Source organism: Campylobacter sp. CFSAN093227, assembly GCF_012897855.1.
In the GTDB taxonomy this organism is placed as follows: domain Bacteria; phylum Campylobacterota; class Campylobacteria; order Campylobacterales; family Campylobacteraceae; genus Campylobacter_D; species Campylobacter_D jejuni.
Map to the genome: position 1 here is coordinate 122,718 of NZ_CP040610.1, position 23,174 is coordinate 145,891.

Genomic DNA, 23,174 nt, shown 5'->3' on the forward strand with positions numbered 1-23,174 from the left:
GCATGAAAAAAGCTTTTGTTTTAGTGGATTATCAAAATGATTTTATTGATGGAAGTTTAGGTTTTGATAAGGCTTTAAAAATCAAAGAAAATATTCTTAAAGCCTTAAATCAAATCGATTTTAATAACACGCATTTGCTTTTAACCTATGATACGCATGATGAGCATTATCTACAAAGTAAAGAAGGTTTAAATTTACCTGTAAAACATTGCATTAAAGAGAGTTTGGGTTGGCAAATGCCAAAGGAATTTGAACCTTTTTTACAAAAAGCTCATAAAATTTTTTATAAAAATACTTTTGGTAGCTTAGAATTAGCTAATTTCATACAAAAAAGTGATTATGAAGAACTTCATTTTGCAGGGCTTGTTTCTCATATTTGTGTGTTTTGTAATATTATTTTAGCTTTTGGTGCTAAGCCTAATGCAAGGATAATTTTACACCAAAATTTAAGTGCAAGTTTTGATGAAAATTTAGAAAAATCCGCTTTTGATATACTTAGGGCTTATGGTATTGAAATTGTTTAATGCAAGGCTTTATACTTCATACTCAAAAAGTTAAAGATGAGGATTTGATTGTTTATATTTTAAGTCCTAAAATGCTTATTAAGGCTTATCGTTTTTATGGACTTAGACATTCTAGTATTTTAAGCGGCTATAAAATCGACTTTGCTTTAGAAGAAAATCCTAGTTTTTTACCAAGACTTAAAGATGTATTGCATTTGGGATTTTTATGGATTATGCAAAGGGATAAAATGCTTATTTGGCAAGAATTTATCCGTCTTTTATATAGGCACTTAAAAGATGTAGAAGAGCTTGATAGTTTTTATTTTGATTTACTTGATGAGTGTGTGAAAAGGTTTGAAAAACAAAATCCAAAGCGTGTTATTGTTGATGCTTATTTAAAAATTTTGGAATTTGAAGGAAGATTGCATAAAGATTTTTTTTGTTTTGCCTGTGATGAGAAAATTCAAAATTCCATTACATTGCTAAGGGCTTTTTTACCTTCGCATTCTCAATGTACTTTAGGATTTGAGTTTGAAGAGAAAAAACTAAAACAATTTTATAGTAGTAAAAATTGTGCGATTTTTGATGATGAAGAAATAGAAAATTTATATCATTTGATTAAGGAAGGTTTATGATATTAAGTGATGAAAAATGTGATTTTTTAGAATCTATAGCAAGTTTTTTAAGTCCTAAAGATGTGGAGCTTGTCTTTGTGGATAGTAAAGAAATGCAAGAAATTAACTTAGAGCAAAGAAAACAAGATAAAACCACTGATGTACTTTCTTTTCCACTTGAAAATATCGATGAGAGTTTGCCTTTGGGTTCTGTTGTGATCAATGTGGATTTGGCAAAAGAAAAGGCTAAAGAGTTAGGGCATAGCTATGAAGAAGAAATAAGCTTGCTTTTTATCCACGCTATGCTTCATTTGTTAGGTTTTGATCATGAAAATGATAATGGAGAAATGAGAGAAAAAGAGAAAGAACTTATAGAGCATTTTAATTTACCTAAAAGTTTGATTGTAAGGACTTTGGAAGATTAAGTAAGATTTTTTTCAAGGGCTAGAAGACTTGCGCTTTATATTTTAAATATATGAGTAAAAATATTAAAAAAAATCATTTTTGCCGATTTACTTTAGAATAAAATTTATTCCAAGGTGATAAAGATGATAGTATTTCCTCTAAGCTCTTTTAATAGATATTTTGGAAACAATCCTTTGCAAACACTTACCAAAATAAGAGATGAAAGTATTGAAAATGGAAATCCCGAGCTTACAAAAAAACAAAGAGAAGAATTAGGTAATGATTTGATAGATTTGTATAAGATTTCTAAAAAATTCAGCGATAAAATAGAATTAGTCGAGGGTTCAATAGAAGATAAGCTTAGAAACAATGAATTACCAGAATCAGAAGTTAAAAATTTATTTCAATGGATGGATGAAAATGCTAAACACCCTCGTTGGATGCATATTGATGGCGTGAGTTATGATGAAGCTTATGTTAAAATTTTTCACACAAGCAAAAGTATAGATGAATTTAAAGAAAAATATCTTGAGCTTCAAAAAAAATATTTTGTTGATTTTAACAATATTGATTCATCGCAGAAAAAACTGCAAGAAACTTCAGAAGAAGACAAAAAAGCTTTCAAACCTATACAAGTAGAAAGTAAAAGCGAAACCTACAAAGATGATAATAAAATGAATGAGCTTTTAAGAAAACTACTAGAAACTAAATTTGGCACAAGCGATGAGCTAGAAATTCTTTTTGGTATGAATTTTAGCAATGATAATGCAGGGGAATTTAATAAAATTCTTTCTCAAAACACTTCAGCAAAAATTATAGATATTAAGGCTTAAGATTTTTTAAATTATAAAAATCAATCAAGTTAAACTAAAAAATTCTTCTATTTTTTTTCGCATTTTTTCTGTATTGTCGATACGATTAACGGTATCTCTAAAGGCTGAAGCGTCTTTATGCCCTTTAGAATACTCGTGTAAATGCTTGCGAAATATACTTACGCCTTGATCTTTGTAGTGTTTTATCATTTCATCAAAATGAGTGAGTATGATTTCTTTTTTGAGTTTTTCATCTACACTTTTACCGCTTTTGATTTCATAAAATATCCAAGGATTTCCTACGCTTGCACGCCCTATCATGAGTCCATCACATTTTGTGATTTTATAAACTTCTTTAGCGTTTTGTGCGTTAATATCGCCATTTGCAATCACAGGAATTTTCACGCTCGCTTTAGCACTAGCAATGGATCCATAATCGGCTTTTCCGCTATAAAGCTGTTTTCTTGTACGTCCGTGGATACTTATAAAATCCACCCCCAAGCTTTCACAAATTTTAGCCATTTTTTCAGGATATTTTTCATTAAATCCTAGTCGAAATTTCACACTTGTAAGGCTTTTTTTATTGTTTTCTTTAATCACTCCTACAAGATTTTTAAAAAGCTCTAAATTTTCTAGCAAAGCACTGCCAGCACATTGTTTAACAACTTTATTTACAGGGCAACCGCAATTAAAATCGATCCCATCTACAAAATCCATTTCATTTAGCATTTGCACTGCTTTTTTTAGCACTTCTTTATCTCCACCTGCAATTTGGACTATATAGGGATTTTCTAATTCAGCTCTTTCTAGCATATGTAAAGTTTTAGAACTTTCATAAACTAAGGCATTAGAACTTATCATTTCACTTATGGTAATATCAGCACCAAATTTTTTTACTACATTACGAAAAGGCAGATCTGAAAAACCTGCCATAGGGGCTAAAAACAGGGGTTTTTTGCTAAAATCTATCATTGTATGAGTTGATTTAGATCGATTTTGATATTTTTTTCACGCAAGACTAAAAAGGCTTTAAAATCATTAAATTTTTTATCATCATTGTGAATTTGTTCTCTTAACTCATCTAAAAGTCCAAATTCAGCCAAAAGATATAAATATGCTCTTAAAGCTTCGCTTTTTTCATTTTTAATTTTGTTAAAAATTCCTAAAATAGCATCAGGATTTAAAAGTTTAGTACTTAGTTTTGCTGCGTTAAGATAGTCTTTTTCGCTTAATATGTTGTGTGAAAGTAAAACTTCATATTCTGCTACACTAAGTTCTAAATTTCCTTCTTTAAAACGCTTGATAAGTGTGAGAACTTCAGAAGGCTTTTTAGGGATTTTTACATTTTTAATTTGCTCATAACTAGCTTTTTCTATAAGAGTGTTAAAAGCAATTTCTTCAAATTCATCTTTGATTTCATTAAGGTTTTTAAGTTTGTTATAGGCATAATTTGCATCATTTTTGAGATGATTTTTTTCATTTTGCAAATATAAAACATTGTTATTTTCGAGTTTAAATTTGCTAAGGTTAAAAAATTCGTTTTTATTTAAACCATCAATAAGATCTAAAATTTCATTGATTTTATTTGAGTGTGGAATTTTTTCATGTGTTTTTATGGTTTTAAAAAGTTGTGCTACAGATCTAAATTCTTTTGTTTGAAAAGTGGTTTTAAGATCTTTTTCAAGGAGTAAATCTTGAGTATAAGCTTCAAATTTAGCTGCATCTTTAAAAAAATGCTTAAATTTTAAATAACGCAAAAATCCATGAAATGCTATGTGTAAAACGGCTAAAATCATATAAATAAATAAAGGAATAACAAGCCATATCATAATAGGTAGTTCAAAGGTATAAGTGCTGATATTTAGAGTATAGCTTCCTAATTCTAGATGCCAAGCAAAGGCAAAAATAAGTGCTATATAAATAAAACTTGCAAGTAAGAAGAGTTTAATTTTCATGTTTTTTTCCTTGTTCTGCAATTTGACGGCAAGCGATACAATATCTTGCGTGAGGTTTGACTTTTAGTCTTTGAGAGTCGATTTCATCATCGCAAGATTCGCAAATTCCATAAGTACCGTTTTTGATTTTATCTAAAGAATCTTCGATTTCTATAAGTTCTTCTTTGAGATTGGTGCTGATAGCAAAGTCAATTTGAGATCCTGTTTCTATGACAGAAAAATCCACACTATCGCTTGGGACGCTATTGTGAAGAGCTTCGATTTCATTTGAATTGCTTTGCAAATTTTCTAAGATGGCTTTTTTTCTTTCTTCTAAAATATTTTTGAAATTTTGTATTTCATTTTTTTTCATTTTAAAACTTTCTATTTGTGATAAGGGTGATTGTTGTTGATGCAAAATGCACGATAAATTTGTTCTAAAAGTAAGGTTTTAACAAATTGATGTGCTAAAGTAAGTTTGCTTAATGATAGTCTAAAATCCAAACTTTGATTAAATTCTTCTCTTAAACCATAAGCACCGCCTATAAAAAAACTTAATTCATTTTTATCTTGGATGAGTTTTGCAAATTCTATACTTGTAAGTTCTTTTCCTCTTTCATCAAGAGCGATACAATAGCCTTTTTTATAAGGCATAAAAGCTTCTTCATAGCTTTTTTTTGCTTCTATGGCATTTAAATTTTGAGCTAAGGCTATTTTTTTATTAAAAACATTTATTTCTTTTAAAGTGGCGTATTTGGAGATGAATTTAGAGTATTTCTCACTCCAAGTTTTAAATTCATCACTTTTTTGAATACAAAAGATATTAACTTGCAAATTATTTTCCACTAAAAAATTTTAGTACATCGCTAAGATATTGTTTTTGTTCTCCTCTTTCAACTATGGCATCTATAAGTCCATGTTCTAACAAGAACTCTGCTTTTTGAAAACCTTCAGGTAAATCTGCTCCTATGGTTTGTTTGATAACTCTTGCACCAGCAAAACCTACTAAAGCTTCAGGTTCAGCGATGATTAAATCTCCAAGCCAAGCAAAAGAAGCACTTACCCCACCCATAGTGGGATCAGTTAAAATGCTAATATAAGGAAGTTTTTCTTTGCTAAGAAGTTTAAGTGCGGCGCTAGTTTTGCTCATTTGCATCAAAGAATAAGTACTTTCTTGCATTCTAGCTCCACCGCTTGCACTTACGATGACAAGAGGGGTTTTGCTTGTGATGGCTCTTTGTATAGCTCTAACGATTTTTTCTCCTTCAACAGAACCTAAAGATCCGCCCATAAAAGAAAAATCAAATACAACAAGTTGGGTTTTTAAACCATTGACTTCACATTCTCCGCTGATGACAGAACTTTTTCTACCTGTTTTACTTTCACCTTCGCTAAGGCGTTTTTTATAGGATTTGCTATCAACAAATTTTAAAGGATCTATAGCTTCTAAATTTGCATCATACTCAATAAAACTGCCTTCATCGCTTAAAAGTTTAATACGTTCATCAGCTGAAATTCTCATGTGATAATTACATTTAGGACAAACATTAAAACAAGATTCTATTTCTTTATAATACATCAAAGCATGACAATTTTGGCATTTTACCCAGTGATTTGGAGCTTCTTTAATACTAGGTTGTTGTCTTCTTATTTTTGAAAAAATATCTGCAAAATTCATATATTCACCTAATTATTTTTTAAAAATTCTAAGATTATATCAAAAATTTTTTTGTCTTGGCTTAGGAGAAGGAAATTTTCATTTTTTTCTATATATAAATTTTGATGAATTGCTAAAGCAGCTGCTGTATCAAAAATTCGTGTTTTTCCAAGAATTAATACAAAACTAAAATACGAAGCATAAGCAAGACTTAAGGCTGTTGCACCCAAAGAGCGAAATTTTAATTGATTTTTTGTTAAAAAATCGAGAAGTTCTGGATAAAATGAAATTTTTTCAACTATACCTATTTTAGGAAATAGATTAGGTGTTAAGGGTGAGTATTTTGGATCGGAAAGATTAGATTTAAAAGCTTGATTGTTCTTAAAAGCAAAAATTTCTTGACTGACAAGATTGCAAACAAAAGCACTTTTTGCCTGATCTTTTTCCATAAGAGCTATAGAAGTTCCATAAAATGGTATTTTAGAAACAAAATTTGAACTTCCATCCAAAGGATCAAGAATCATTTGTTTTGGGCTAGCTTTTCCGATCAATCCGCTTTCTTCAGAAAAAATTTGTCCAAAACAACTAAGATATTTTATGAAAATTTGTTCACATTTTAAGTCAAGCTCATAGCCTTGATTTTTATCATAGCCTAATTTAGAGCAAAGTTTAAGATCATTTTGTGGGATATTGTTTAGATACTTGCGTATTTGCAAATTTGCATTCAAGCAAGCATCTAAAAATTCTTTCATTAAAAGCGTGTTCCAAGATTAAATTCAAAACTATTAGTATCATCACCTTTTTTATCATTAAGAGGTTTGGCAAATACAAGTTGTAAAGGTCCAATAGGTGTAATCCATTCAATGCCTATACCTGTACTCATTCTTTTTATTTCATCTAAATTTTTACGCCCTATCATACCATAATCAAAAAACACGCTACCACGAAGTTTGATTCTATCAATCAAAGGAAAACTAAGTTCTACGGAATTGGCAAAAGCTATGGTTCCGCCTATTTCATCTCCCCATTGATTTTTAGGACTTACTGTTCTGCTTTCAAAACCGCGTATCGATCTAATACCACCTAAATAAATTCTTTGGTTAATTGGTAAATAACCTTCATCCCATACTTTATAAAAACTCGCTTTATAGCGATAAATAAGATCATATCCTATATAGTCTTGCAAACCTTGATAAAAGTTAAATTTAGAGCTTGATGAAATAAATTCTTGATCTCCGCCAAGTCCAGCGTATTCTAAACTAGTTGAAGCAATAATACCTGATCGTGGCAGATAATAATCATCTGTATTGTTAAAGGTGATTGCTGGAGTTATAGAGCTTTTAATACTTTTGCCAAGTTCATATCCTGTTCTTAAAAGAGTTGGACTTAAGTGATATATATCGCTTTGTTCAAGATTATAAGTTAAGCTTACATTATAGTATCTTGCAAATTGGCGTCCAACTGTTATATCAAAGCCGTAATTTTTTTCTGAATAATTATCCCATTCATAGTCATTTGAATAAAGTGTTCCACCCAGACTATATTGACTATCAAGAACGCGTGGATTTACGAGACTAATCCTTCCCGATAAAGTATCATCGCTTTTATCTACGCTTACAGAGCTTTTTATTCCTGAACCAAAGATATTTGTATCCGATAAAGAAGCGTTAAGCAAAATACCATCGCTTGATCCATAGCCAATGCCTCCAGAAATAGCTCCTGTAGAAGCTTCTTTAACATCAACAATCAAATCAATATGTGTATCATCAACTTTTTCTTCTTTGATATTTACATCGTCAAAATAAGAAGTTCTTTTTAAAGCATTTTTTGACTCGCTTAAGTCTGTTCTATTGTATAAATTACCTTCTGTTATATATAATTCTCGGCGTATGACGCGATCTACGGTGCGTGAATTTCCTGAAATAATAACATTTCTTATATAAACTTTATCGTGAGGGATTACTTTAAATACAACGGTGGCTTCTTGAGTTTGATCATTTTTTTGAATATCAGGATAGACTTCTACAAACGCATAACCCAAATCAGCACTTTGTGTTTCTATGGTTTTAACATCTTTTCTAATGTCTTCGATATTGATAGTTTTGCCAGCGCTTGATCTTAAATCTTTTACGGTTTGTGCATTTTGCTTATCATCAAATAAAGGATTTTCTATGCTTATACTTTTAATTTTATAAGGCTTTCCTTCTTTGATAAAATAAGTCAAATTTGCTTGATAAGTATCTGTGTAGGTTTTAAGATAAGGGGAGGATACTTGAACATCTAAATATCCTTTTTTCATATATTCATCAGCAATTCTTGAACTATCGTTACTAAGTTCAAAAACTTTTAATTTTCCATCATTGCGTCCCCACATCCATCCCATAAATTCTTTTTCTTTGTTAACAACAGCAGGTTCTATATCAGAATATGAAAATTTCTTGGCTCCACTTAAATGAACATTATCAATAATGATATTTTCGCCACGATTTACTATAAATTCAAGCTCTAGTCCATCAGTATTTTCTAAAGTCTTTTTTTTGTATTCTACAATAGTATCAAAATAACTTTTTGCTTCATAATAAGCTTTAATGCGTTCAATAGCTTCTTTTATACTTCCTTCATCAAGTAGTGTACCTCTTTTAATCCCTAAAATACTTTCAACTTGTTTTCTATCATTGGAAGCTATACCTGTTATACTAACCTTTGCTATAGTTGGTTTTTCAGTAACTATAATTTCCAAAATTCCATTGTTGTTTTCTACTGCAATATTTTCGAAATAATTTTGTTTATAAAGATTAAGAATAGCAGTGTTGATTTTTGCAGGATTTATTTCCTCGCCTATTTTAAGCCCCGCGATATTTATAGCGCTTGTGTTCGATAAATGATTTAATCCGATAAATTTAATATTTTTAATGGTTGCTGCATTGGCCATAGCAACTAAAGCACAAATACTAATAAGATGTTTTTTCATTGATTTTTTACCTAAAGCTTTATTAAAAGCTGTATAATAGCAAAAAAAATTTAACAAAAAAACTAAGGTAGAAAGTATGAAAATAGCAATTATAGGGCTTGGGCTTATGGGTGGATCTTTAGGGCTTTGTTTGAAAGAAAATAAGCTTATTTCTTGTGTTTATGGTATGGATTTAAGCAAAGAAAATGAAAAAGATGCCCTGCAATTAGGTCTTATTCATGAGCTTATAGAATTTAAAGATTTAGCTTTATGTGATATGATTTTTGTCGCAACTCCTGTTGATGCTATTATAGAAATTTTACAAAAGTTAGTTGATTTGCCTTCTAATGTAACAATTATAGAGCTTGGAAGTACAAAAAGAAAAATTATAGAAAGTTTGCCTAAGAATTTAATCAAACAAACTCTTTTTGCTCATCCTATGACAGGAACTGAAAATTCAGGTCCAAAAGCAGCTTTTAAAGAGCTTTATAAAGATGCAGTTTGTGTTCTTTGTGATAGTGAAATAGCTGATGATTTACATCAAAAAAGAGCGGTAGAAATTTTTTCTCATTTAGGGATGAAAATTGTTTTTATGGATAGTAAAGCCCATGATCATCATGCTGCTATTATTTCTCATTTGCCTCATGTTATAAGTTTTTCTTTGGCAAATTTTGTAATGAAGGAAGAAGATAAAAGAAATATTGTTCATTTAGCCGGAGGATCTTTTAAAGGTATGAGCAGAATTGCCAAATCATCGCCACAAATGTGGGAAAGTATTTTTTTACAAAATAAAGATAACTTATTAAGTTCTATTGATTTTTTTCAACAAGAATTAGAGAGATGTAAACAAATGATACAATTAGACAAAAACGATGAATTAAGAGAATGGATGAAACAGGCTAATACCCTAAGAGAAATTTTATAAATTTGCTAGATATTTACTGAAAATATAATAGAATTTATATTAAAAGCAACAAAAACATTGAAAATTTTTAAGGAAGGTTATGGCAAAAAGAAAAGGCAAAACTTATTTATCTGTTTTAATTTTAGTTTTAATAGCAATTTTGATTTTTTTTATTTCAAGATTAAGTATTTTTGAAAAAAATCCTCCTCAAATTTTAATGCCAGATGTTGTATATACTGATCTTAAAAAACCTATTTTAGTGCATATTAAAGATGATGAAAGTTCTATCAAAAACGTACAAATTATATTGCATAAAGACGACAATACTAGTGCAATGGTTATAGCAGATGAAAAGATTTCTAATTTAAAAGATATTACCTTACAAGTTGCTTTGCCAAAATTTGGTTACAAAGAAAATGTAAAATCTTTTGTTTTGGAGGCGATAGCTAAAGATTCTAGTTTTTGGAATTTTTTTAGTGGCAATGAAGCAAGAAAACAAATTGCGGTATTAGTAGATAATACGGCTCCAAAAATCAATATCATAAGCAATTCTTACCAAATCGAGCAAGGTGGTGCTGGGGCAGTTGTTTTTAAGGCTGATGATGCTAATTTAGATAAGGTGTATATAGAAACAAATAAAGGTAAAATCTTTAAAGCCACACCTTATGTAAAAGAAGGATATTATGCGGCTTTGATTGCTTGGGATGCAAGAGATGAGGAATTTCGTGCATTTGTTATCGCTACGGATAAAGCGGGCAATATTTCAAAAGAACGTATAAGGTATTATTTTGTTAATCGTAAATATCGTGTTTCAAATATCAATCTAACGGATAAATTTTTAGATGGAAAGATTGAGAATTTAGCAAATCAGTACGCTCCAAAAGATAATAATCTCAATCGTTATGAAAAATTTAAGTTTGTCAATGAAACTTTAAGAAATAGCAATGAAAAACTTATCCATGAAATCACTTCAAAAGTACCTGAGGAAAAAATTGATAATTTTGATTTGAATTTATTTTTACCTCTTAAAAATGGTATGAAAGTAGCGGATTTTGCTGATCATAGGTATTATTCTTATAATGGGCAATTTGTGAGTGATTCTTATCATATGGGGCTTGATCTAGCAAGCGTAGCACAAGCTCCTATCATAAGTAATAACGCAGGCAAGGTTGTTTTTGCTGCTGAAAATGGAATTTATGGTTTAAATTTAATTGTTTATCATGGTTTTGGAGTATATAGTCTTTATGGGCACTGTTCTTCTAAAAATGTTGATTTAGATGAAATGATTAATAAACAAAGCATTATAGGCAAAACAGGAACAAGTGGTTTAGCCTTAGGCGATCATTTGCATTTTGGAGTTTTGGTTCAAGGGGTTGAAACGCGTCCTGAACAATGGCAAGATAAAAAATGGATAGAAAATAATATTTACAATGTTTTAAATGATGGTAAAAAGATAATTTTAGGAAAAAATTAATGAAACAATTAACTTTAGCAAAAACTGTCAAAGGCGTAGGTATAGGACTTCATAAGGGTGAACCCATAGAAATTACTTTAGAGCCTTTAGAAGCAAATAGTGGTATAGTATTTTTTAGAAGTGATCTTAATGCAAGCTATAAGGCAAGTCCTGAAAATGTGATCAATACTCAAATGGCAACTGTTTTAGGAGATGAAAGAGGGTTTATTTCTACAATAGAGCATTTAATGAGTGCGATTAATGCTTATGGAATCGATAATGTACGCATTGTTTTAAATGCAAATGAAGCTCCTGTTATGGATGGATCAAGTATTAGTTTTTGTATGATGCTTGATGAAGCAGGGGTAAAAGAACTTGATGTGCCTAAAAAAATTATGGTAATTAAAAAGCCTATAGAAGTAAGAGATGGTAATAAATTTGTGCGTTTAACTCCTACTAAAGAACCCCGTATTAATTACACAATTAAATTTGACAATGCTGTCATAGGTGAACAAAGTTACAATTTTGAATTCAGCAAAAAAAATTATATAGAAAACATAGCAAGGGCTAGAACTTTTGGTTTTTTAAAAGATGTTCAAGCTCTTAGGAGTATGAATTTAGCACTAGGTGGAAGTTTAGAAAATACTATAGTAGTAGATGAAAATCGTATTTTAAATCCTGAGGGTTTGCGTTTCAAAGATGAGTTTGTAAGACATAAAATTTTAGATGCAATTGGAGATTTAACCTTACTTGGATATCGTGTTTTTGGAGATTATACTTCATATGCTGGGAGTCATCATTTAAATCATTTACTTACTAAAGAAGTTTTAAAAGATAAAGATGCTTATGAAATTGTAAGCCTTGAAAAAACAACCCAAAAAGCTTATGAAAAGGTATTTGCATAAAAACTTCTCTTTTACTTAATACTTTATCTAAGCCTTTAATGATCGGAATTTATCAAGATGATAAACTTATAAAAACTTATAAAAGTGAAGAAAAAGCAAGCGAATTTTTACCAAAAATTTTAGATGAATTGCTTAAAGAATATGATTTTACAAGTTTAATCTATGCTAATGGTCCAGGTTCTTATATGGGGATTAAAATTTCTTATGTAAGTTTGAGTACTTTAAGTATAGTAAAAAATATTCCTTTATTTGCGGTGAGTGCTTTTGAATTAAATGGCTATAAACCCATAAGTGCAAATAAAAATTTTTGTTTTGTATATAAGGAAGGTGAAATTTGTTTAGAACAAAATATCCCAGCAGAGTTTTTTTTACCAAAAAATTTACAAGAGCTTAAACTAAATAATGATAATCTTCCCTTTTATTTTTTAGATGCAATTTAGGATGAAATTTGAAAATTTTAGTTCCAGCTACGAGTGCGAATTTAGGGCCAGGTTTTGATTGTTTAGGACTTAGTTTAAAGCTTTTTAATGAAACTCAAATCCAAAAATCAGGTGTTTTTAGCATTAGTATTGGAGGCGAGGGAAGTGATAATATTTTTCTTAAAAAAAACAATATATTTGTAAATATTTTTTATGAAATTTATGAAAAACTAAGCGGAAAAAAAGATAATTTTCGTTTTATTTTTCAAAATAACATTCCTCTTTCAAGAGGATTAGGAAGCTCTTCAGCTGTGATTGTTGGAGCTATTGCCAGTGCTTATTATATGAGTGGATTTAAGGTAGAAAAAGAACGTATTTTAGATGAAGCTTTAATTTATGAAAACCATCCAGATAATATCGCTCCAGCTACTCTTGGTGGTTTTGTGTGTTCTTTGGTTGAAAAAAATAAAGTTTATAGTATCAAAAAAGAGATTGATAAAGATTTAGCTGCTGTGGTTGTGATCCCAAATTTGGCAATGAGCACGGAACAATCACGCCAAGCTTTGGCCAAAAATTTAAGTTTTAATGATGCGGTTTTCAACCTTTCTCATGCTTCATTTTTAACCGCTTGTTTTTTGGAGAAAAAATATGAATTTTTAAAATTTGCAAGTCAAGATAAGCTCCATGAAATCAATCGTATGAAAAACTTACCCGAGCTTTTTGAAGTGCAAAAATTTGCCTTAGAAAATAAAGCTTTAATGAGCACACTTTCAGGTTCGGGATCGAGCTTTTTTTCTTTAGCTTTTAAAGATGACGCTTTAGCTTTGGCAAAGAAAATACAAACAAAATTTAAAGATTTTCGTGTGCAATATTTAGAATTTGATGATAATGGCTTTGAAATTTGCTAAAAAATATAAAAAAAAGATATAATTTTGAAAAAACATATACCAATTAGAATGTGCATAGTGTGTAAAAACCGCTTTGAGCAAAATATGTTATTTAGATTTAAAGTTGTTTTAGGAGATATTGTGCCTAAAGCAGAACATGGAAGAAGCGGATATTTATGTCAAAATTGTATTGAGAGAGAAGATAAAGTCTTACAAAAAGCATTTTCTAAAATATGTAAAAATTTAAATACTAAAATTACTCAGCAAGGACTTAAGGAGATATTTTTAAATGGCAAAGATTAGAATTCATGAAATCGCAAAAGAATTAGGTTATGATAGTAAGGAAATTATTGAAAAGGCAAATGAATTAGGACTTGGAATTAAAACAGCATCAAATGCTGTAGAACCTGAGATTGCGGCAGCTATTTATGAGTATATACAAACAAGAGAAATTCCAGAAGCTTTTAAGAAAAATATCAAAACTCCTACGGCAAAAAAGCCTAAAAAAGAAAATATAAAAGAACAAGAAAAGCTAAATGAATCTGAAAAAAAAGAACCTAAAAAAGAAGAAAAGCTTAAACAAGAAGTTAAAAAAGAAGAATTAAAAATTGAAAAAGAAAATGCAAAAGAGGAAGAAAAACAAGAAATTATTGATGCTCATAAGCCACAAAGCCTTGCTAGTGCAACTTTAGCCAAAAGACGCGGACTTGTTATTGTTAAAAAGAAAAAAGACGAAGAAGAAATTCAAGTTAAAAAAGAAGAAGTAAAAAATTCAAATGATATATCTATCAATAATGAAGAGCGCTTAAGTTTAAAAACTATGTTTTCAAATGCTGATGAGAGTTTAAAGAAAAAGAAAAAAGAAAAAAAATCTTTTGTTGCGAGTAAAAAAGAAAGTACCGAAAAAATGAATTTTTTAGATGAACATGATTTTGGTGATATTTCTTTAGATGATGAAGATGAGGTAGTATTACCTGATTTTAGTGTAAAAGAACAAGAAAAACCACAAAATATCAATAAAAAACAACCTAATTTTATAAGACAAGCTGTTGGAAATTCTGCGGGTTTTGGGCTTGAAGGTGGAATTCAAAGAAGAAGTCGTAAAAAACCATCTAAAAAGATTGAAAAAAAGGAAGTAGAAGAAGTAGGTAGCGTTGCTATTTCTAAAGAAATTCGTGTGTATGAATTCGCTGATAAGATAGGAAAAAGCACTAGTGAAGTGATTTCAAAACTTTTCATGCTTGGAATGATGACAACAAAAAATGATTTCTTAGATGAAGATGCGATTGAAATTTTGGCTGCTGAATTTGGTATAGAGATCAATATCATTAACGAGGCTGATGAGTTTGATTATGTAAAAGACTATGAAGAAGAGACTGATGAAAAAGATTTAGTGACTAGAGCACCTGTGATTACCATCATGGGGCATGTTGATCATGGTAAAACTTCTTTGTTAGATTATATTAGAAAATCACGCGTTGCAAGTGGTGAAGCAGGGGGTATTACTCAGCACGTGGGTGCTTATATGGTAGAAAAAAATGGACGTAAAATTACTTTTATTGATACTCCAGGTCACGAAGCTTTTACTGCTATGCGTGCAAGGGGTGCAAGTATCACTGATATTGTAATCATCGTTGTAGCCGCAGATGATGGGGTAAAACCACAAACTAAAGAAGCGATAAATCATGCTAAAGCAGCAGGTGTGCCTATTATTATTGCTATTAATAAAATGGATAAAGAAGCAGCAAATCCCGATATGGTAAAAACTCAACTCGCAGAAATGGAAATCATGCCAGTAGAATGGGGCGGATCTTATGAATTTGTAGGAGTTTCGGCTAAAACAGGAATGGGGATTGAAGATTTGCTTGAAATCGTGCTTTTACAAGCTGATATTTTAGAACTTAAAGCCAATCCAAAAAGTTTTGCTAAAGCAAGCATTATAGAAAGTTCTGTGCAAAAAGGGCGTGGTGCGGTAGCTACTATTATCGTGCAAAATGGAACACTTACTGTAGGAAGTACTGTGGTTGCAGGCGAGGCTTATGGAAAAGTGCGTGCGATGAGCGATGATCAAGGTAAAGCTTTAAAAGAAATCAAACCAGGTGAATGTGGGGTTATCGTAGGACTTAGTGAAGTAGCAGATGCAGGTGAAATTTTAATTGCAGTAAAAACCGATAAAGAAGCAAGAGAATACGCTAATAAACGCCACGAATACAATCGCCAAAAAGAACTTAGTAAATCTACTAAAGTTAGCATTGATGAGCTTGGAGCTAAGATTAAAGAAGGCAATCTAAAAGCCTTGCCTGTTATTTTAAAAGCTGATGTGCAAGGATCTTTAGAAGCCTTAAAGGCAAGTTTAGAAAAACTTAGAAATGATGAGATTAAAGTGAATATCATTCATAGTGGAGTAGGAGGAATCACGCAAAGTGATATAGAGCTTGCAAGTGCGAGTGAAAACTCTATAGTACTAGGTTTTAACATACGCCCAACAGGGGAAGTTAAAGAGCGTGCTAAGGATAAAGGCGTAGAAATTAAAACTTATAATGTAATTTATAATCTTTTAGACGATGTAAAAGCCTTACTTGGTGGTATGATGAGCCCGATTATTTCTGAAGAGCAATTAGGACAAGCAGAGATTAGACAAGTGATCAATGTACCAAAAATCGGACAAATTGCAGGTTGTATGGTAACTGAAGGGGTGATTAACCGTGGAGCTAAAATTCGTCTTATCCGTGATGGAGTTGTGGTTTATGAAGGCAATGTGAGTTCACTCAAACGCTTTAAAGATGATGCTAAAGAAGTGGCAAAAGGCTATGAATGTGGCGTAGGTATAGAAGGGTGTGATGATATGAGAGTGGGTGATTATATAGAAAGCTATAAAGAAGTAGAGGAACAAGCAAGTCTATGAACCCAAGTGAGATTAAAAAACTACGCACTGAAAGTATCTTAAAAGAGCTGATCCCTGAAGCTTTAGCAAATTTAGATGATGAAAATTTGAAAAATTTGTGTGTAGTGGATGTAGAGTGTAAAAAAGGCAGATACGATGCTTTTGTGTATCTTGATAAGATGTTTTTTAATGTTCATGAGCAAGAAAAAATTTTATCTTCTTTAAAAAAGGCAAGTAGAGCTTTGCAAAATTACTGCATGAGTGAGCAGGGTTGGTATAGGTGTCCGAATTTTCATTTTAAATTTGATGATAGACTTGAGTATCAAAACCATATGGATGCACTTTTTGAAAAAATAAAAAAGGATAAAAATGAATCTTGAAGCCCTTTGCAAAGAAGCAGGACTTAGTTTTTATGATGATGAGCTAGTAAGTGAAAATGGCAGAAAAATTTATAGAATTTATGTACAAAAAGAAGGCGGGGTAAATCTTGATGATTGTGCAAGGTTTAGTGAAATTTTATCGCCTATTTTTGATGTAGAGCCACCTGTAAATGGGGAGTATTTTTTAGAAGTATCTTCACCAGGACTTGAAAGAAAACTTAGCAAGATAGAACACTTTGCTAAAAGTATAGGTGAACTTGTGAAGATTGCAACCAATGAAAAAGAAAAATTCGAAGCAAAAATCATTGCTGTAGATGATGAAAATATCATCTTAGAAAATTTAGAAACTCAAGAAAAAACTACTATAAATTTTAATGATATAAAAAAAGCTAGAACTTTCATTATATGGTAAAATTTAGTTTTACTTATCTTTTTGAATTAAAGTCTAATATAAAGTAATATATATAATAGTCAGGTTTATTTTGTAATATTTGGATAATAATTTTAAATTATCAAAAATAAAGGATATATTATGATTGTATTGTCATCTGATGATAAAAAGAGGTTTAAAAAGTATTTAGTAGATTTTTTTCACAATGCTTACAATGGGAACAAATTGTCATCTAAAGATGAGGTAGTTAATTTTAATTTTTTTAAAAAATATGATTTTTACGTTGATTTGAGTTATGGAAAAGGAAATGTAGCTAAAATCCCATGGATTATATTTATAAGAATGGATACTCAAGAATATAAAGCTTCTTATGGTGTTTATGTGTATTGTGGTATAAAAAGAGAAAATAGAGAAATTGTTGTTTGTATTGGAGAAAGTGAAGATAAGACAGTCAATTATTTAGCAAGAAATAAAGTCGATGAGTATAATGCACAATTTAATCATCAAGTTTATAATTATTCAAATTTAAGCAATGATATTAATTTAATTATGGATAAAATTATTTTAAATATGCAATGGTTTAAAGAATTACCTCTAAATGAGATTCAAGATATAAATATTAATACGCTTGAAAGTAAAAGCTTAGAAGTGGAAAATAATGTGCAACAAATATCAAGTAAAATGGAAAATAAAAATATGCCTTTAAATCAAATTCTTTATGGGCCTCCAGGGACAGGAAAAACTTATCATACTATAGATAAAGCTTTAGAAATTTTAGGTGAAAATTTAGAAAACAGAGATGAGAAAAAAGCAAAATTTGATGAGTATGTAAAAAATGGACAAATAGTTTTTACCACTTTTCATCAAAGCTATGGATATGAAGAATTTGTAGAAGGCATAAAGCCTCGCATAGATAGCAAAGAAAATTCTAAGGAAGTAGAATACGAAATAAAAGACGGAATTTTTAAAGAACTTTGTAAAAAAGCTTTGGATAATTACAAAGTATCTTTATTAACACAAGAAGAATTTGTAAAGAGTGAAGATTTAGAAAACAAAATAGAAATTTTTTTAGATGAATTAGTAGATCAACAAAAATTTATAGAAAAAATTCAAAGTGGTGGATTTAAATTAGAAGAATATAATGAAAAATATAGAATTATCACAGATGATACTAATGCAAATTTGTATTTAAATTTAGAAATTTTTAAAACGCTTTTGGAAAATAAAGATAAGATTATAAACGGAAGAAGCATTAAGCAAATTTTAAATAATAAACATAGAAGACAAATCGATAGTTACTATTTTCAGCTAGTTAAATTGTTTAAAGAACGAGAACAAGATTATAAAGTAGATAATAATCCTAGTGAAAAGCCAGAATTAAAACCTTATATAATCATCATCGATGAAATCAATCGTGGTAATGTAAGTAAGATTTTTGGTGAGCTTATAACCTTGATAGAAGCTAGCAAAAGGATAGGTGAAAAAGAAGAGTTAAAAGTGACTTTGCCTTATAGTGGCAAAGAATTTGGAGTACCTAAAAATGTTTATATCATAGGTACTATGAATACAGCCGATAGAAGCATAACTTCTCTTGATACAGCTTTAAGAAGAAGATTTGAATTTATTGAGATGATGCCTGATGTGAGCAAATTATCTATGGATTGTGAAGGTATTAATTTACAAGAATTATTAAAAGCTATAAACACTCGTATAGAATATTTACTAGATAGAGAAAAAACCATAGGTCATGCATTTTTTGTAAGTGTTGAAAATTTAGAAGATTTAAAAAAAGTTTTTCAAAATAAAATTATTCCGCTTTTGCAAGAGTATTTTTATAATGATTATGCTTTGATTAATGAGGTTTTAAATGATAATGGTATGATTTTTGAAGATAAAAAAGATGATAAATATCTTCAAAAAATAAAAAATCTAGATAGTGTTAATAGCGAGAGAAGTATTTATAATATTGCTTCATTTGATGATAAAATTTGGGATAAAATAGAAATATATCAAGCAATTTATAATGATGAAATAGCAAATAAATTAAAAAAACGAAAATGAATAGCACTTTTTCCATCATCGAATACCAAGCTTTTTCTAAAGAAGATTTAAAAGAAATTTTCAAAGAAAAGGCCGAAGGGTTTTATAAAGAGCTAGAAGACTTTGCAAAAAATAATGAAAATCTTCTAGGCTTTAAAAACAAAAATTCCTTAAAAGCTAAAAATTATGTCGGCATTATACAGACTAAAAGCGGGGTTTTGGAGATTTTGCCAAAATGCACGAATTTAGATAGTTATAAAAAAGAAGATAGTTCTTCAAATCATGACAAAGAAAAACTAAGAAGATGTTATGAATTAGACAATATTTCTAAAAATAATGATTTTTATGAAAAAGATTTTAAATTTAATCCTAAAAATCTTTTGATAAATATGCTAAAAACCTTAAAAAACTCCCCCTTTAAAAAATCGCAAATTTCATCTTTGCAAAGTTCTAAAATTCCTTTATTTGAAGTGTTTATCACTATGTTTTTAGATGAATTTGATAGCGTATATAAAAAAGGCTTGATGAGATCTTATCTAAGTTGCGAAGAAAATAGGGCTTTTTTGAAGGGAAAATTACTATTTAACGAGCATATCAAGCGAAATTTGATACACAAAGAAAGATTTTTTACAAGCAATGATGAGTTTGTTTTAGATATAGCACCCAATCGTTTGATAAAATCAACGCTAAATTTTTTAAAATCAAAAACAAGTTTGAATAAATTTAGACTTATAAAAGCCATGCAAATGCTTGATGAGGTAGAATTTTCTAAAAATTATGAAAAAGATTTTAGCTATAAAATTTCAAGACATTTTGATTATTATGAAAACTTGCTTTTATGGTGTAAAATTTTCTTAAAAAATGAAGGTTTTATGCCTTATCATGGTAAAAATGAAGCTTTTGCTTTGCTTTTTCCTATGGAGAAAATTTTTGAAGATTATGTAGCTTATATGCTAAAAAAAGTAAATCCAGCTCAAGATATTAAAGTTCAAAACAATGGAAAGTATTTAATCTCAAAAAATGATGAAAATTGTTTCATGTTAAAGCCTGATTTATATATAGAAAATAAAATGATCCTAGATACCAAATGGAAAATTCCAAATGATAGTGAAGATGAGAAAAAACAGGGTATAGAACAAAGCGATTTGTATCAAATGTTTGCTTATGCTTGCAAATTTAAAATTTATGATATTAAACTTGTGTATCCTTTATGTGAAAAAACTCAAGATTTACAAAGAAAAATCGCAGAAAAATTTTTTGTTTTTAAGGCAAGCGAACATTTGTATTTTAAAGAACAAGGGCAAAAAGATATAAAAGTGCAAGTGTTTTTCGCACCCTTACCTTTTTAAAAATTTGCCTATCAAATGCACTAAAAAACCAAAACAAGCTACAGCTATGATGCAAGCACCGCTTGAGAGATTAAGATAATAGCTAAGTATAAGTCCTAAAACACAAAAAATCATACTTAAAAAACTTGCCAAAATCATGATAAAGCCAAGTCTTTTGGTAAAATTTTCAGCAATAAAGCTTGGTATACTAAGTAAAGCCATAACTAAAATAAGCCCTACAAGGCGTATGGAAATAACTATGCAAAAAGCCATAAGGGCGATTAAAAGATAATGAAAAAAACTTGTATTGATACCACGAACTTTTGCAAATTCCGCATCAAAGCTTAATGCTTCAAATTGTCTATAAAATAAAAAGATCAAAAGCACCACCATGCTATCAACCAAAGCCATAAGCCATAAATCTTGTGTTCCTACAGCCAAAATGCTCCCAAAAAGATAAGCCATTAAATCTGTGTTATAACTAGGGCTTAAATCGATTAAAATAATCCCAACAGCCATTCCAAAAGCCCATATTACAGCGATAATACTATCACTTCTGTGTTCATAGTGTTTAGCTAAAAAAGCTACTAAAAAAGCCAAAAATAAAGTAAATATTCCCGTGCTTAATAAAATAGGCAAAGAGAAATAAAAAGCTATACCTATACCACCAAAAGCCCCATGTGTTATACCTCCAGCCATAGAAAAAAGGCGATTTATCATCACCAAAGTGCCTATGATCCCACAAGCTATACTGACTAAAATCGCTCCTAGTAAAGCGTTTTGAAAAAAAGTGAAATTTAAAATTTCAAGCATTATTTTCCTTTGAAAATTTTAAACAAAAATTTTCTTTTTTAAATTCTGTTTTTTTCAAATTTCTTCTTGTAAATTCTTGTTCGCATAGTTTTTTACTATCGCAATTTTCTTCATCGCAAAAACAAGTATTTAAACTCATTTCTACATCACAAAAATGAGAGTGGTTTTCGTATAAATGTTTTAAAAATGAACTTTTTTCTTTTTCTTTAGTGTTGGTATGTAAGAAAAGTTCTTTGTTTAAATGTGCAATTTTATCGCTATAAGCTAATACAAGGTTGATATCGTGACAAATGAGTAAAATTCCCATGCCTTTTTGGTGCAAAGAGCTTAGAAGTTCAAAAATTTGTATAGCAGACTTGTTATCAACGCTTGCGGTAGGTTCATCTAAAATAAGCATCTTACATTCACTAGCTAAGGCTCTTGCGATAAAAACACGTTGTCTTTGTCCTCCGCTTAGAGAATCAATTGTTTTGTTCCAAAATTTTTCCATTCCTACACTTTTTAAAGCTTGCATAGCTTTTTCTTTATCTTTTTTCTCATAAAAACCAAAAATTTTTTTACTTACAAGTCCCATAAGAACGATTTCAAGTACTCTTGGACAAAAATTAGGATTGGCTAGAGTGTGTTGAGGAACATAGCCTATTTCTTTTCTTTGAAGAGCTTTGAAATGGATTTCATTTTTGGATTTTAAAAGTCCTAAGATAAGTTTTACGAGTGTTGATTTTCCTGCACCATTTGGACCTATGATAGAGAGAAAGTCTTTATTGTCATAGCTAAGATTGATGTTTTTTAAGATGATTTCATTATCATAAGCGTAGTTTAGATTAGAAATTTCAAAAAAAAGCATCAAAAAACCTGATTATAAATTATGAGAAAAGGCATCAGCAGTTTTTAAAAGCTCATTTTCCCAATCATAAGATAAATGATCTATTTTGTAAATTTTTGCATCACATTCTTTGGCAAGTGTTTTTGCTGCATTTTCAGGGAAACCATTTTGAACAAAAATGACTTTTAAATTTTTATCTTTCATTAGAGTGATAAGTTTTTGCAAATCTTTACTTTTTGGTTCCTTACCTAAAATTTCTACAGGAATTTGCGTAAGATTATAGCGTTTTGCAAAATATGTCCAAGAAGGATGATAAACTACAAATTCTCTATTTTTTAATTTTTCTAATTTTGAGGCAATTTGTAAATTTAAACTATCTAATTCTGCTAAAAATTTATCTAAATTTTCTTTATATAAATTTTCATTTTGTGGATATTTTTGAATCAAGGTGTCATAAATATTTAAAGCCATAGTTTGGACTAAAATAGGATCTAGCCAAGTATGAGGATCAAAATGCTCATGTTCGTGGTGTTCATGCTCATGAGAGTGTTCGTGTGTATCATGAGTTTGAATCAAAGCTATGTTTTTTTGCATATTTACAACTTGAAGTTTTGAAAAATTTTGTTTAAATTTATCCGTAAAAACTTTTTCAAATTCTAAGCCTATAGTGAAATAAATATCACTTTTTTCAAGTTTTTTCATAGTACTTGGTTTAAATTCAAAATTATGCTCATTGCTATTTGGGGGCAAAATAACATTGACATCTAGAGTATTTGCAGCTATTTTTTTAACAAAAAATGCTTGAGGCGCTATACTGACACTAACTAAATTGCTACTAGTATTTTGTTCTTGCTCTAAATTTTTAGCTTGTGTGAAAGTATAAAATATCCCTAAAGATAAAATAAATAATAGAATTTTTTTCAAAATATTTCCTTCGATATAAATTTTTTAAATTATAACGATATTAAGCTTAATACATAGAATTTTCGAAGCGATATTTATTTAAATAAAAATAATAAATATAAATTAATTTAATATTTATTAAATGAAATTTTTTATCACTTTTATA

General features: G+C 29.6%; 25 protein-coding genes. 15 read left to right on the forward strand and 10 right to left on the reverse strand.

The window, feature by feature from the left end:
• Positions 1–2 precede the first annotated feature (2 nt).
• From FBF06_RS00600 to FBF06_RS00615, 4 genes are all read left to right on the forward strand, one after another.
• Positions 3–524 carry a cysteine hydrolase family protein gene (locus FBF06_RS00600; RefSeq protein ID WP_002785057.1) on the forward strand — a complete coding sequence of 174 codons (522 nt, stop codon included), beginning with the start codon at positions 3–5 and terminating at the stop codon, positions 522–524.
• Positions 524–1,138 (forward strand): recombination protein RecO, encoded by a 615-nt coding sequence (gene recO / locus FBF06_RS00605; protein ID WP_002854216.1) that lies wholly within the window; start codon positions 524–526, stop codon positions 1,136–1,138. Before FBF06_RS00600 ends, recO begins: the two co-directional genes overlap by 1 nt.
• Positions 1,135–1,542, forward strand: a complete 408-nt coding sequence (ybeY, locus tag FBF06_RS00610; RefSeq protein WP_002851664.1) for an rRNA maturation RNase YbeY — start codon at positions 1,135–1,137, stop codon at positions 1,540–1,542. Before recO ends, ybeY begins: the two co-directional genes overlap by 4 nt.
• 123 nt (positions 1,543–1,665) lie before the next feature.
• Positions 1,666–2,355, forward strand: coding sequence for a hypothetical protein (locus FBF06_RS00615; RefSeq protein ID WP_002851870.1), 690 nt, complete (start codon positions 1,666–1,668; stop codon positions 2,353–2,355).
• Positions 2,356–2,379: 24 nt separating this feature from the next.
• Here FBF06_RS00615 and FBF06_RS00620 read toward each other — a convergent pair whose 3' ends face one another.
• The 7 genes from FBF06_RS00620 to bamA are packed head-to-tail and all read right to left on the reverse strand — an operon-like array spanning position 2,380 to position 8,896.
• On the reverse strand, positions 2,380–3,306 hold the full coding sequence (locus FBF06_RS00620) for a tRNA-dihydrouridine synthase (protein ID WP_002860593.1): 927 nt from the start codon (positions 3,304–3,306) through the stop codon (positions 2,380–2,382).
• The gene (locus FBF06_RS00625; protein ID WP_002860594.1) at positions 3,303–4,289 is read right to left on the reverse strand and encodes a hypothetical protein; all 987 of its coding nucleotides are present in this window, start codon (positions 4,287–4,289) and stop codon (positions 3,303–3,305) included. The genes FBF06_RS00620 and FBF06_RS00625 overlap by 4 nt, the downstream gene beginning before the upstream one ends.
• Positions 4,279–4,641 (reverse strand): molecular chaperone DnaK suppressor DksA, encoded by a 363-nt coding sequence (dksA, locus tag FBF06_RS00630; RefSeq protein WP_002860595.1) that lies wholly within the window; start codon positions 4,639–4,641, stop codon positions 4,279–4,281. The genes FBF06_RS00625 and dksA overlap by 11 nt, the downstream gene beginning before the upstream one ends.
• Before the next feature lie 11 nt (positions 4,642–4,652).
• Positions 4,653–5,102 (reverse strand): 23S rRNA (pseudouridine(1915)-N(3))-methyltransferase RlmH, encoded by a 450-nt coding sequence (locus FBF06_RS00635; RefSeq protein WP_002935260.1) that lies wholly within the window; start codon positions 5,100–5,102, stop codon positions 4,653–4,655.
• 1 nt (position 5,103) lies between these two features.
• Positions 5,104–5,946 carry an acetyl-CoA carboxylase, carboxyltransferase subunit beta gene (accD, locus tag FBF06_RS00640; RefSeq protein ID WP_002860597.1) on the reverse strand — a complete coding sequence of 281 codons (843 nt, stop codon included), beginning with the start codon at positions 5,944–5,946 and terminating at the stop codon, positions 5,104–5,106.
• 8 nt (positions 5,947–5,954) lie between these two features.
• Positions 5,955–6,677, reverse strand: coding sequence for an inositol monophosphatase family protein (locus FBF06_RS00645; RefSeq protein ID WP_002859348.1), 723 nt, complete (start codon positions 6,675–6,677; stop codon positions 5,955–5,957).
• Entirely contained in the window at positions 6,677–8,896 is a 2,220-nt protein-coding gene (gene bamA / locus FBF06_RS00650) for an outer membrane protein assembly factor BamA (protein ID WP_032591613.1), read from the reverse strand. Before bamA ends, FBF06_RS00645 begins: the two co-directional genes overlap by 1 nt.
• A 76-nt stretch (positions 8,897–8,972) precedes the next feature.
• Here bamA and FBF06_RS00655 point away from each other — a divergent pair, with 76 nt between their 5' ends.
• From FBF06_RS00655 to FBF06_RS00705, 11 genes are all read left to right on the forward strand, one after another.
• On the forward strand, positions 8,973–9,800 hold the full coding sequence (locus FBF06_RS00655; RefSeq protein WP_002851653.1) for a prephenate dehydrogenase: 828 nt from the start codon (positions 8,973–8,975) through the stop codon (positions 9,798–9,800).
• 79 nt (positions 9,801–9,879) lie between these two features.
• Positions 9,880–11,253 (forward strand): M23 family metallopeptidase, encoded by a 1,374-nt coding sequence (locus FBF06_RS00660; protein WP_002876253.1) that lies wholly within the window; start codon positions 9,880–9,882, stop codon positions 11,251–11,253.
• The gene (gene lpxC / locus FBF06_RS00665; RefSeq protein WP_002869857.1) at positions 11,253–12,137 is read left to right on the forward strand and encodes a UDP-3-O-acyl-N-acetylglucosamine deacetylase; all 885 of its coding nucleotides are present in this window, start codon (positions 11,253–11,255) and stop codon (positions 12,135–12,137) included. Before FBF06_RS00660 ends, lpxC begins: the two co-directional genes overlap by 1 nt.
• A 38-nt stretch (positions 12,138–12,175) precedes the next feature.
• On the forward strand, positions 12,176–12,577 hold the full coding sequence (locus FBF06_RS00670) for a tRNA (adenosine(37)-N6)-threonylcarbamoyltransferase complex dimerization subunit type 1 TsaB (protein WP_002851789.1): 402 nt from the start codon (positions 12,176–12,178) through the stop codon (positions 12,575–12,577).
• An 8-nt stretch (positions 12,578–12,585) separates the two neighbouring features.
• Positions 12,586–13,464 carry a homoserine kinase gene (gene thrB, locus FBF06_RS00675; protein WP_002851909.1) on the forward strand — a complete coding sequence of 293 codons (879 nt, stop codon included), beginning with the start codon at positions 12,586–12,588 and terminating at the stop codon, positions 13,462–13,464.
• Between the two features lie 24 nt (positions 13,465–13,488).
• Positions 13,489–13,746, forward strand: a complete 258-nt coding sequence (locus tag FBF06_RS00680) for a YlxR family protein (RefSeq protein WP_002859353.1) — start codon at positions 13,489–13,491, stop codon at positions 13,744–13,746.
• Entirely contained in the window at positions 13,733–16,348 is a 2,616-nt protein-coding gene (infB, locus tag FBF06_RS00685) for a translation initiation factor IF-2 (RefSeq protein ID WP_002867809.1), read from the forward strand. The genes FBF06_RS00680 and infB overlap by 14 nt, the downstream gene beginning before the upstream one ends.
• On the forward strand, positions 16,345–16,707 hold the full coding sequence (gene rbfA, locus FBF06_RS00690) for a 30S ribosome-binding factor RbfA (RefSeq protein WP_002778650.1): 363 nt from the start codon (positions 16,345–16,347) through the stop codon (positions 16,705–16,707). The genes infB and rbfA overlap by 4 nt, the downstream gene beginning before the upstream one ends.
• Positions 16,697–17,119 (forward strand): ribosome maturation factor RimP, encoded by a 423-nt coding sequence (rimP, locus tag FBF06_RS00695; RefSeq protein WP_168977490.1) that lies wholly within the window; start codon positions 16,697–16,699, stop codon positions 17,117–17,119. Before rbfA ends, rimP begins: the two co-directional genes overlap by 11 nt.
• Positions 17,120–17,239: 120 nt before the next feature.
• Positions 17,240–19,159: an AAA family ATPase gene (locus FBF06_RS00700; RefSeq protein WP_168977491.1), complete on the forward strand. Its 1,920-nt coding sequence runs from the start codon at positions 17,240–17,242 to the stop codon at positions 19,157–19,159.
• Positions 19,156–20,487: an McrC family protein gene (locus FBF06_RS00705; RefSeq protein WP_052781275.1), complete on the forward strand. Its 1,332-nt coding sequence runs from the start codon at positions 19,156–19,158 to the stop codon at positions 20,485–20,487. Before FBF06_RS00700 ends, FBF06_RS00705 begins: the two co-directional genes overlap by 4 nt.
• Here FBF06_RS00705 and FBF06_RS00710 read toward each other — a convergent pair.
• From FBF06_RS00710 to FBF06_RS00720, 3 genes are read right to left on the reverse strand one after another with little or no spacing between them, the layout of a single operon-like run.
• Positions 20,476–21,279 (reverse strand): metal ABC transporter permease, encoded by an 804-nt coding sequence (locus FBF06_RS00710; protein WP_002867807.1) that lies wholly within the window; start codon positions 21,277–21,279, stop codon positions 20,476–20,478. The two genes, FBF06_RS00705 and FBF06_RS00710, sit on opposite strands and share 12 nt — an antisense overlap.
• The gene (locus FBF06_RS00715; RefSeq protein WP_002867806.1) at positions 21,272–22,126 is read right to left on the reverse strand and encodes a metal ABC transporter ATP-binding protein; all 855 of its coding nucleotides are present in this window, start codon (positions 22,124–22,126) and stop codon (positions 21,272–21,274) included. The genes FBF06_RS00710 and FBF06_RS00715 overlap by 8 nt, the downstream gene beginning before the upstream one ends.
• A gap of 12 nt (positions 22,127–22,138) precedes the next feature.
• Positions 22,139–23,029, reverse strand: a complete 891-nt coding sequence (locus FBF06_RS00720) for a zinc ABC transporter substrate-binding protein (protein ID WP_002858739.1) — start codon at positions 23,027–23,029, stop codon at positions 22,139–22,141.
• Between the last annotated feature and the right edge of the window lie 145 nt (positions 23,030–23,174).

What these genes read in the sequence shown, in the direction of transcription:
- accD (WP_002860597.1), bottom strand. Translation starts at nt 5,946, where the DNA reads ATGAATTTTGCAGATATTTTTTCAAAAATAAGAAGACAACAACCTAGT.
- rbfA (WP_002778650.1), top strand. Translation starts at nt 16,345, where the DNA reads ATGAACCCAAGTGAGATTAAAAAACTACGCACTGAAAGTATCTTAAAA.
- FBF06_RS00655 (WP_002851653.1), top strand. Translation starts at nt 8,973, where the DNA reads ATGAAAATAGCAATTATAGGGCTTGGGCTTATGGGTGGATCTTTAGGG.
- infB (WP_002867809.1), top strand. Translation starts at nt 13,733, where the DNA reads ATGGCAAAGATTAGAATTCATGAAATCGCAAAAGAATTAGGTTATGAT.
- FBF06_RS00670 (WP_002851789.1), top strand. Translation starts at nt 12,176, where the DNA reads ATGATCGGAATTTATCAAGATGATAAACTTATAAAAACTTATAAAAGT.
- FBF06_RS00645 (WP_002859348.1), bottom strand. Translation starts at nt 6,677, where the DNA reads ATGAAAGAATTTTTAGATGCTTGCTTGAATGCAAATTTGCAAATACGC.
- dksA (WP_002860595.1), bottom strand. Translation starts at nt 4,641, where the DNA reads ATGAAAAAAAATGAAATACAAAATTTCAAAAATATTTTAGAAGAAAGA.
- rimP (WP_168977490.1), top strand. Translation starts at nt 16,697, where the DNA reads ATGAATCTTGAAGCCCTTTGCAAAGAAGCAGGACTTAGTTTTTATGAT.
- FBF06_RS00620 (WP_002860593.1), bottom strand. Translation starts at nt 3,306, where the DNA reads ATGATAGATTTTAGCAAAAAACCCCTGTTTTTAGCCCCTATGGCAGGT.
- FBF06_RS00615 (WP_002851870.1), top strand. Translation starts at nt 1,666, where the DNA reads ATGATAGTATTTCCTCTAAGCTCTTTTAATAGATATTTTGGAAACAAT.
- recO (WP_002854216.1), top strand. Translation starts at nt 524, where the DNA reads ATGCAAGGCTTTATACTTCATACTCAAAAAGTTAAAGATGAGGATTTG.
- FBF06_RS00600 (WP_002785057.1), top strand. Translation starts at nt 3, where the DNA reads ATGAAAAAAGCTTTTGTTTTAGTGGATTATCAAAATGATTTTATTGAT.
- FBF06_RS00700 (WP_168977491.1), top strand. Translation starts at nt 17,240, where the DNA reads ATGATTGTATTGTCATCTGATGATAAAAAGAGGTTTAAAAAGTATTTA.
- ybeY (WP_002851664.1), top strand. Translation starts at nt 1,135, where the DNA reads ATGATATTAAGTGATGAAAAATGTGATTTTTTAGAATCTATAGCAAGT.
- FBF06_RS00710 (WP_002867807.1), bottom strand. Translation starts at nt 21,279, where the DNA reads ATGCTTGAAATTTTAAATTTCACTTTTTTTCAAAACGCTTTACTAGGA.
- lpxC (WP_002869857.1), top strand. Translation starts at nt 11,253, where the DNA reads ATGAAACAATTAACTTTAGCAAAAACTGTCAAAGGCGTAGGTATAGGA.
- FBF06_RS00625 (WP_002860594.1), bottom strand. Translation starts at nt 4,289, where the DNA reads ATGAAAATTAAACTCTTCTTACTTGCAAGTTTTATTTATATAGCACTT.
- FBF06_RS00660 (WP_002876253.1), top strand. Translation starts at nt 9,880, where the DNA reads ATGGCAAAAAGAAAAGGCAAAACTTATTTATCTGTTTTAATTTTAGTT.
- FBF06_RS00715 (WP_002867806.1), bottom strand. Translation starts at nt 22,126, where the DNA reads ATGCTTTTTTTTGAAATTTCTAATCTAAACTACGCTTATGATAATGAA.
- bamA (WP_032591613.1), bottom strand. Translation starts at nt 8,896, where the DNA reads ATGAAAAAACATCTTATTAGTATTTGTGCTTTAGTTGCTATGGCCAAT.
- FBF06_RS00705 (WP_052781275.1), top strand. Translation starts at nt 19,156, where the DNA reads ATGAATAGCACTTTTTCCATCATCGAATACCAAGCTTTTTCTAAAGAA.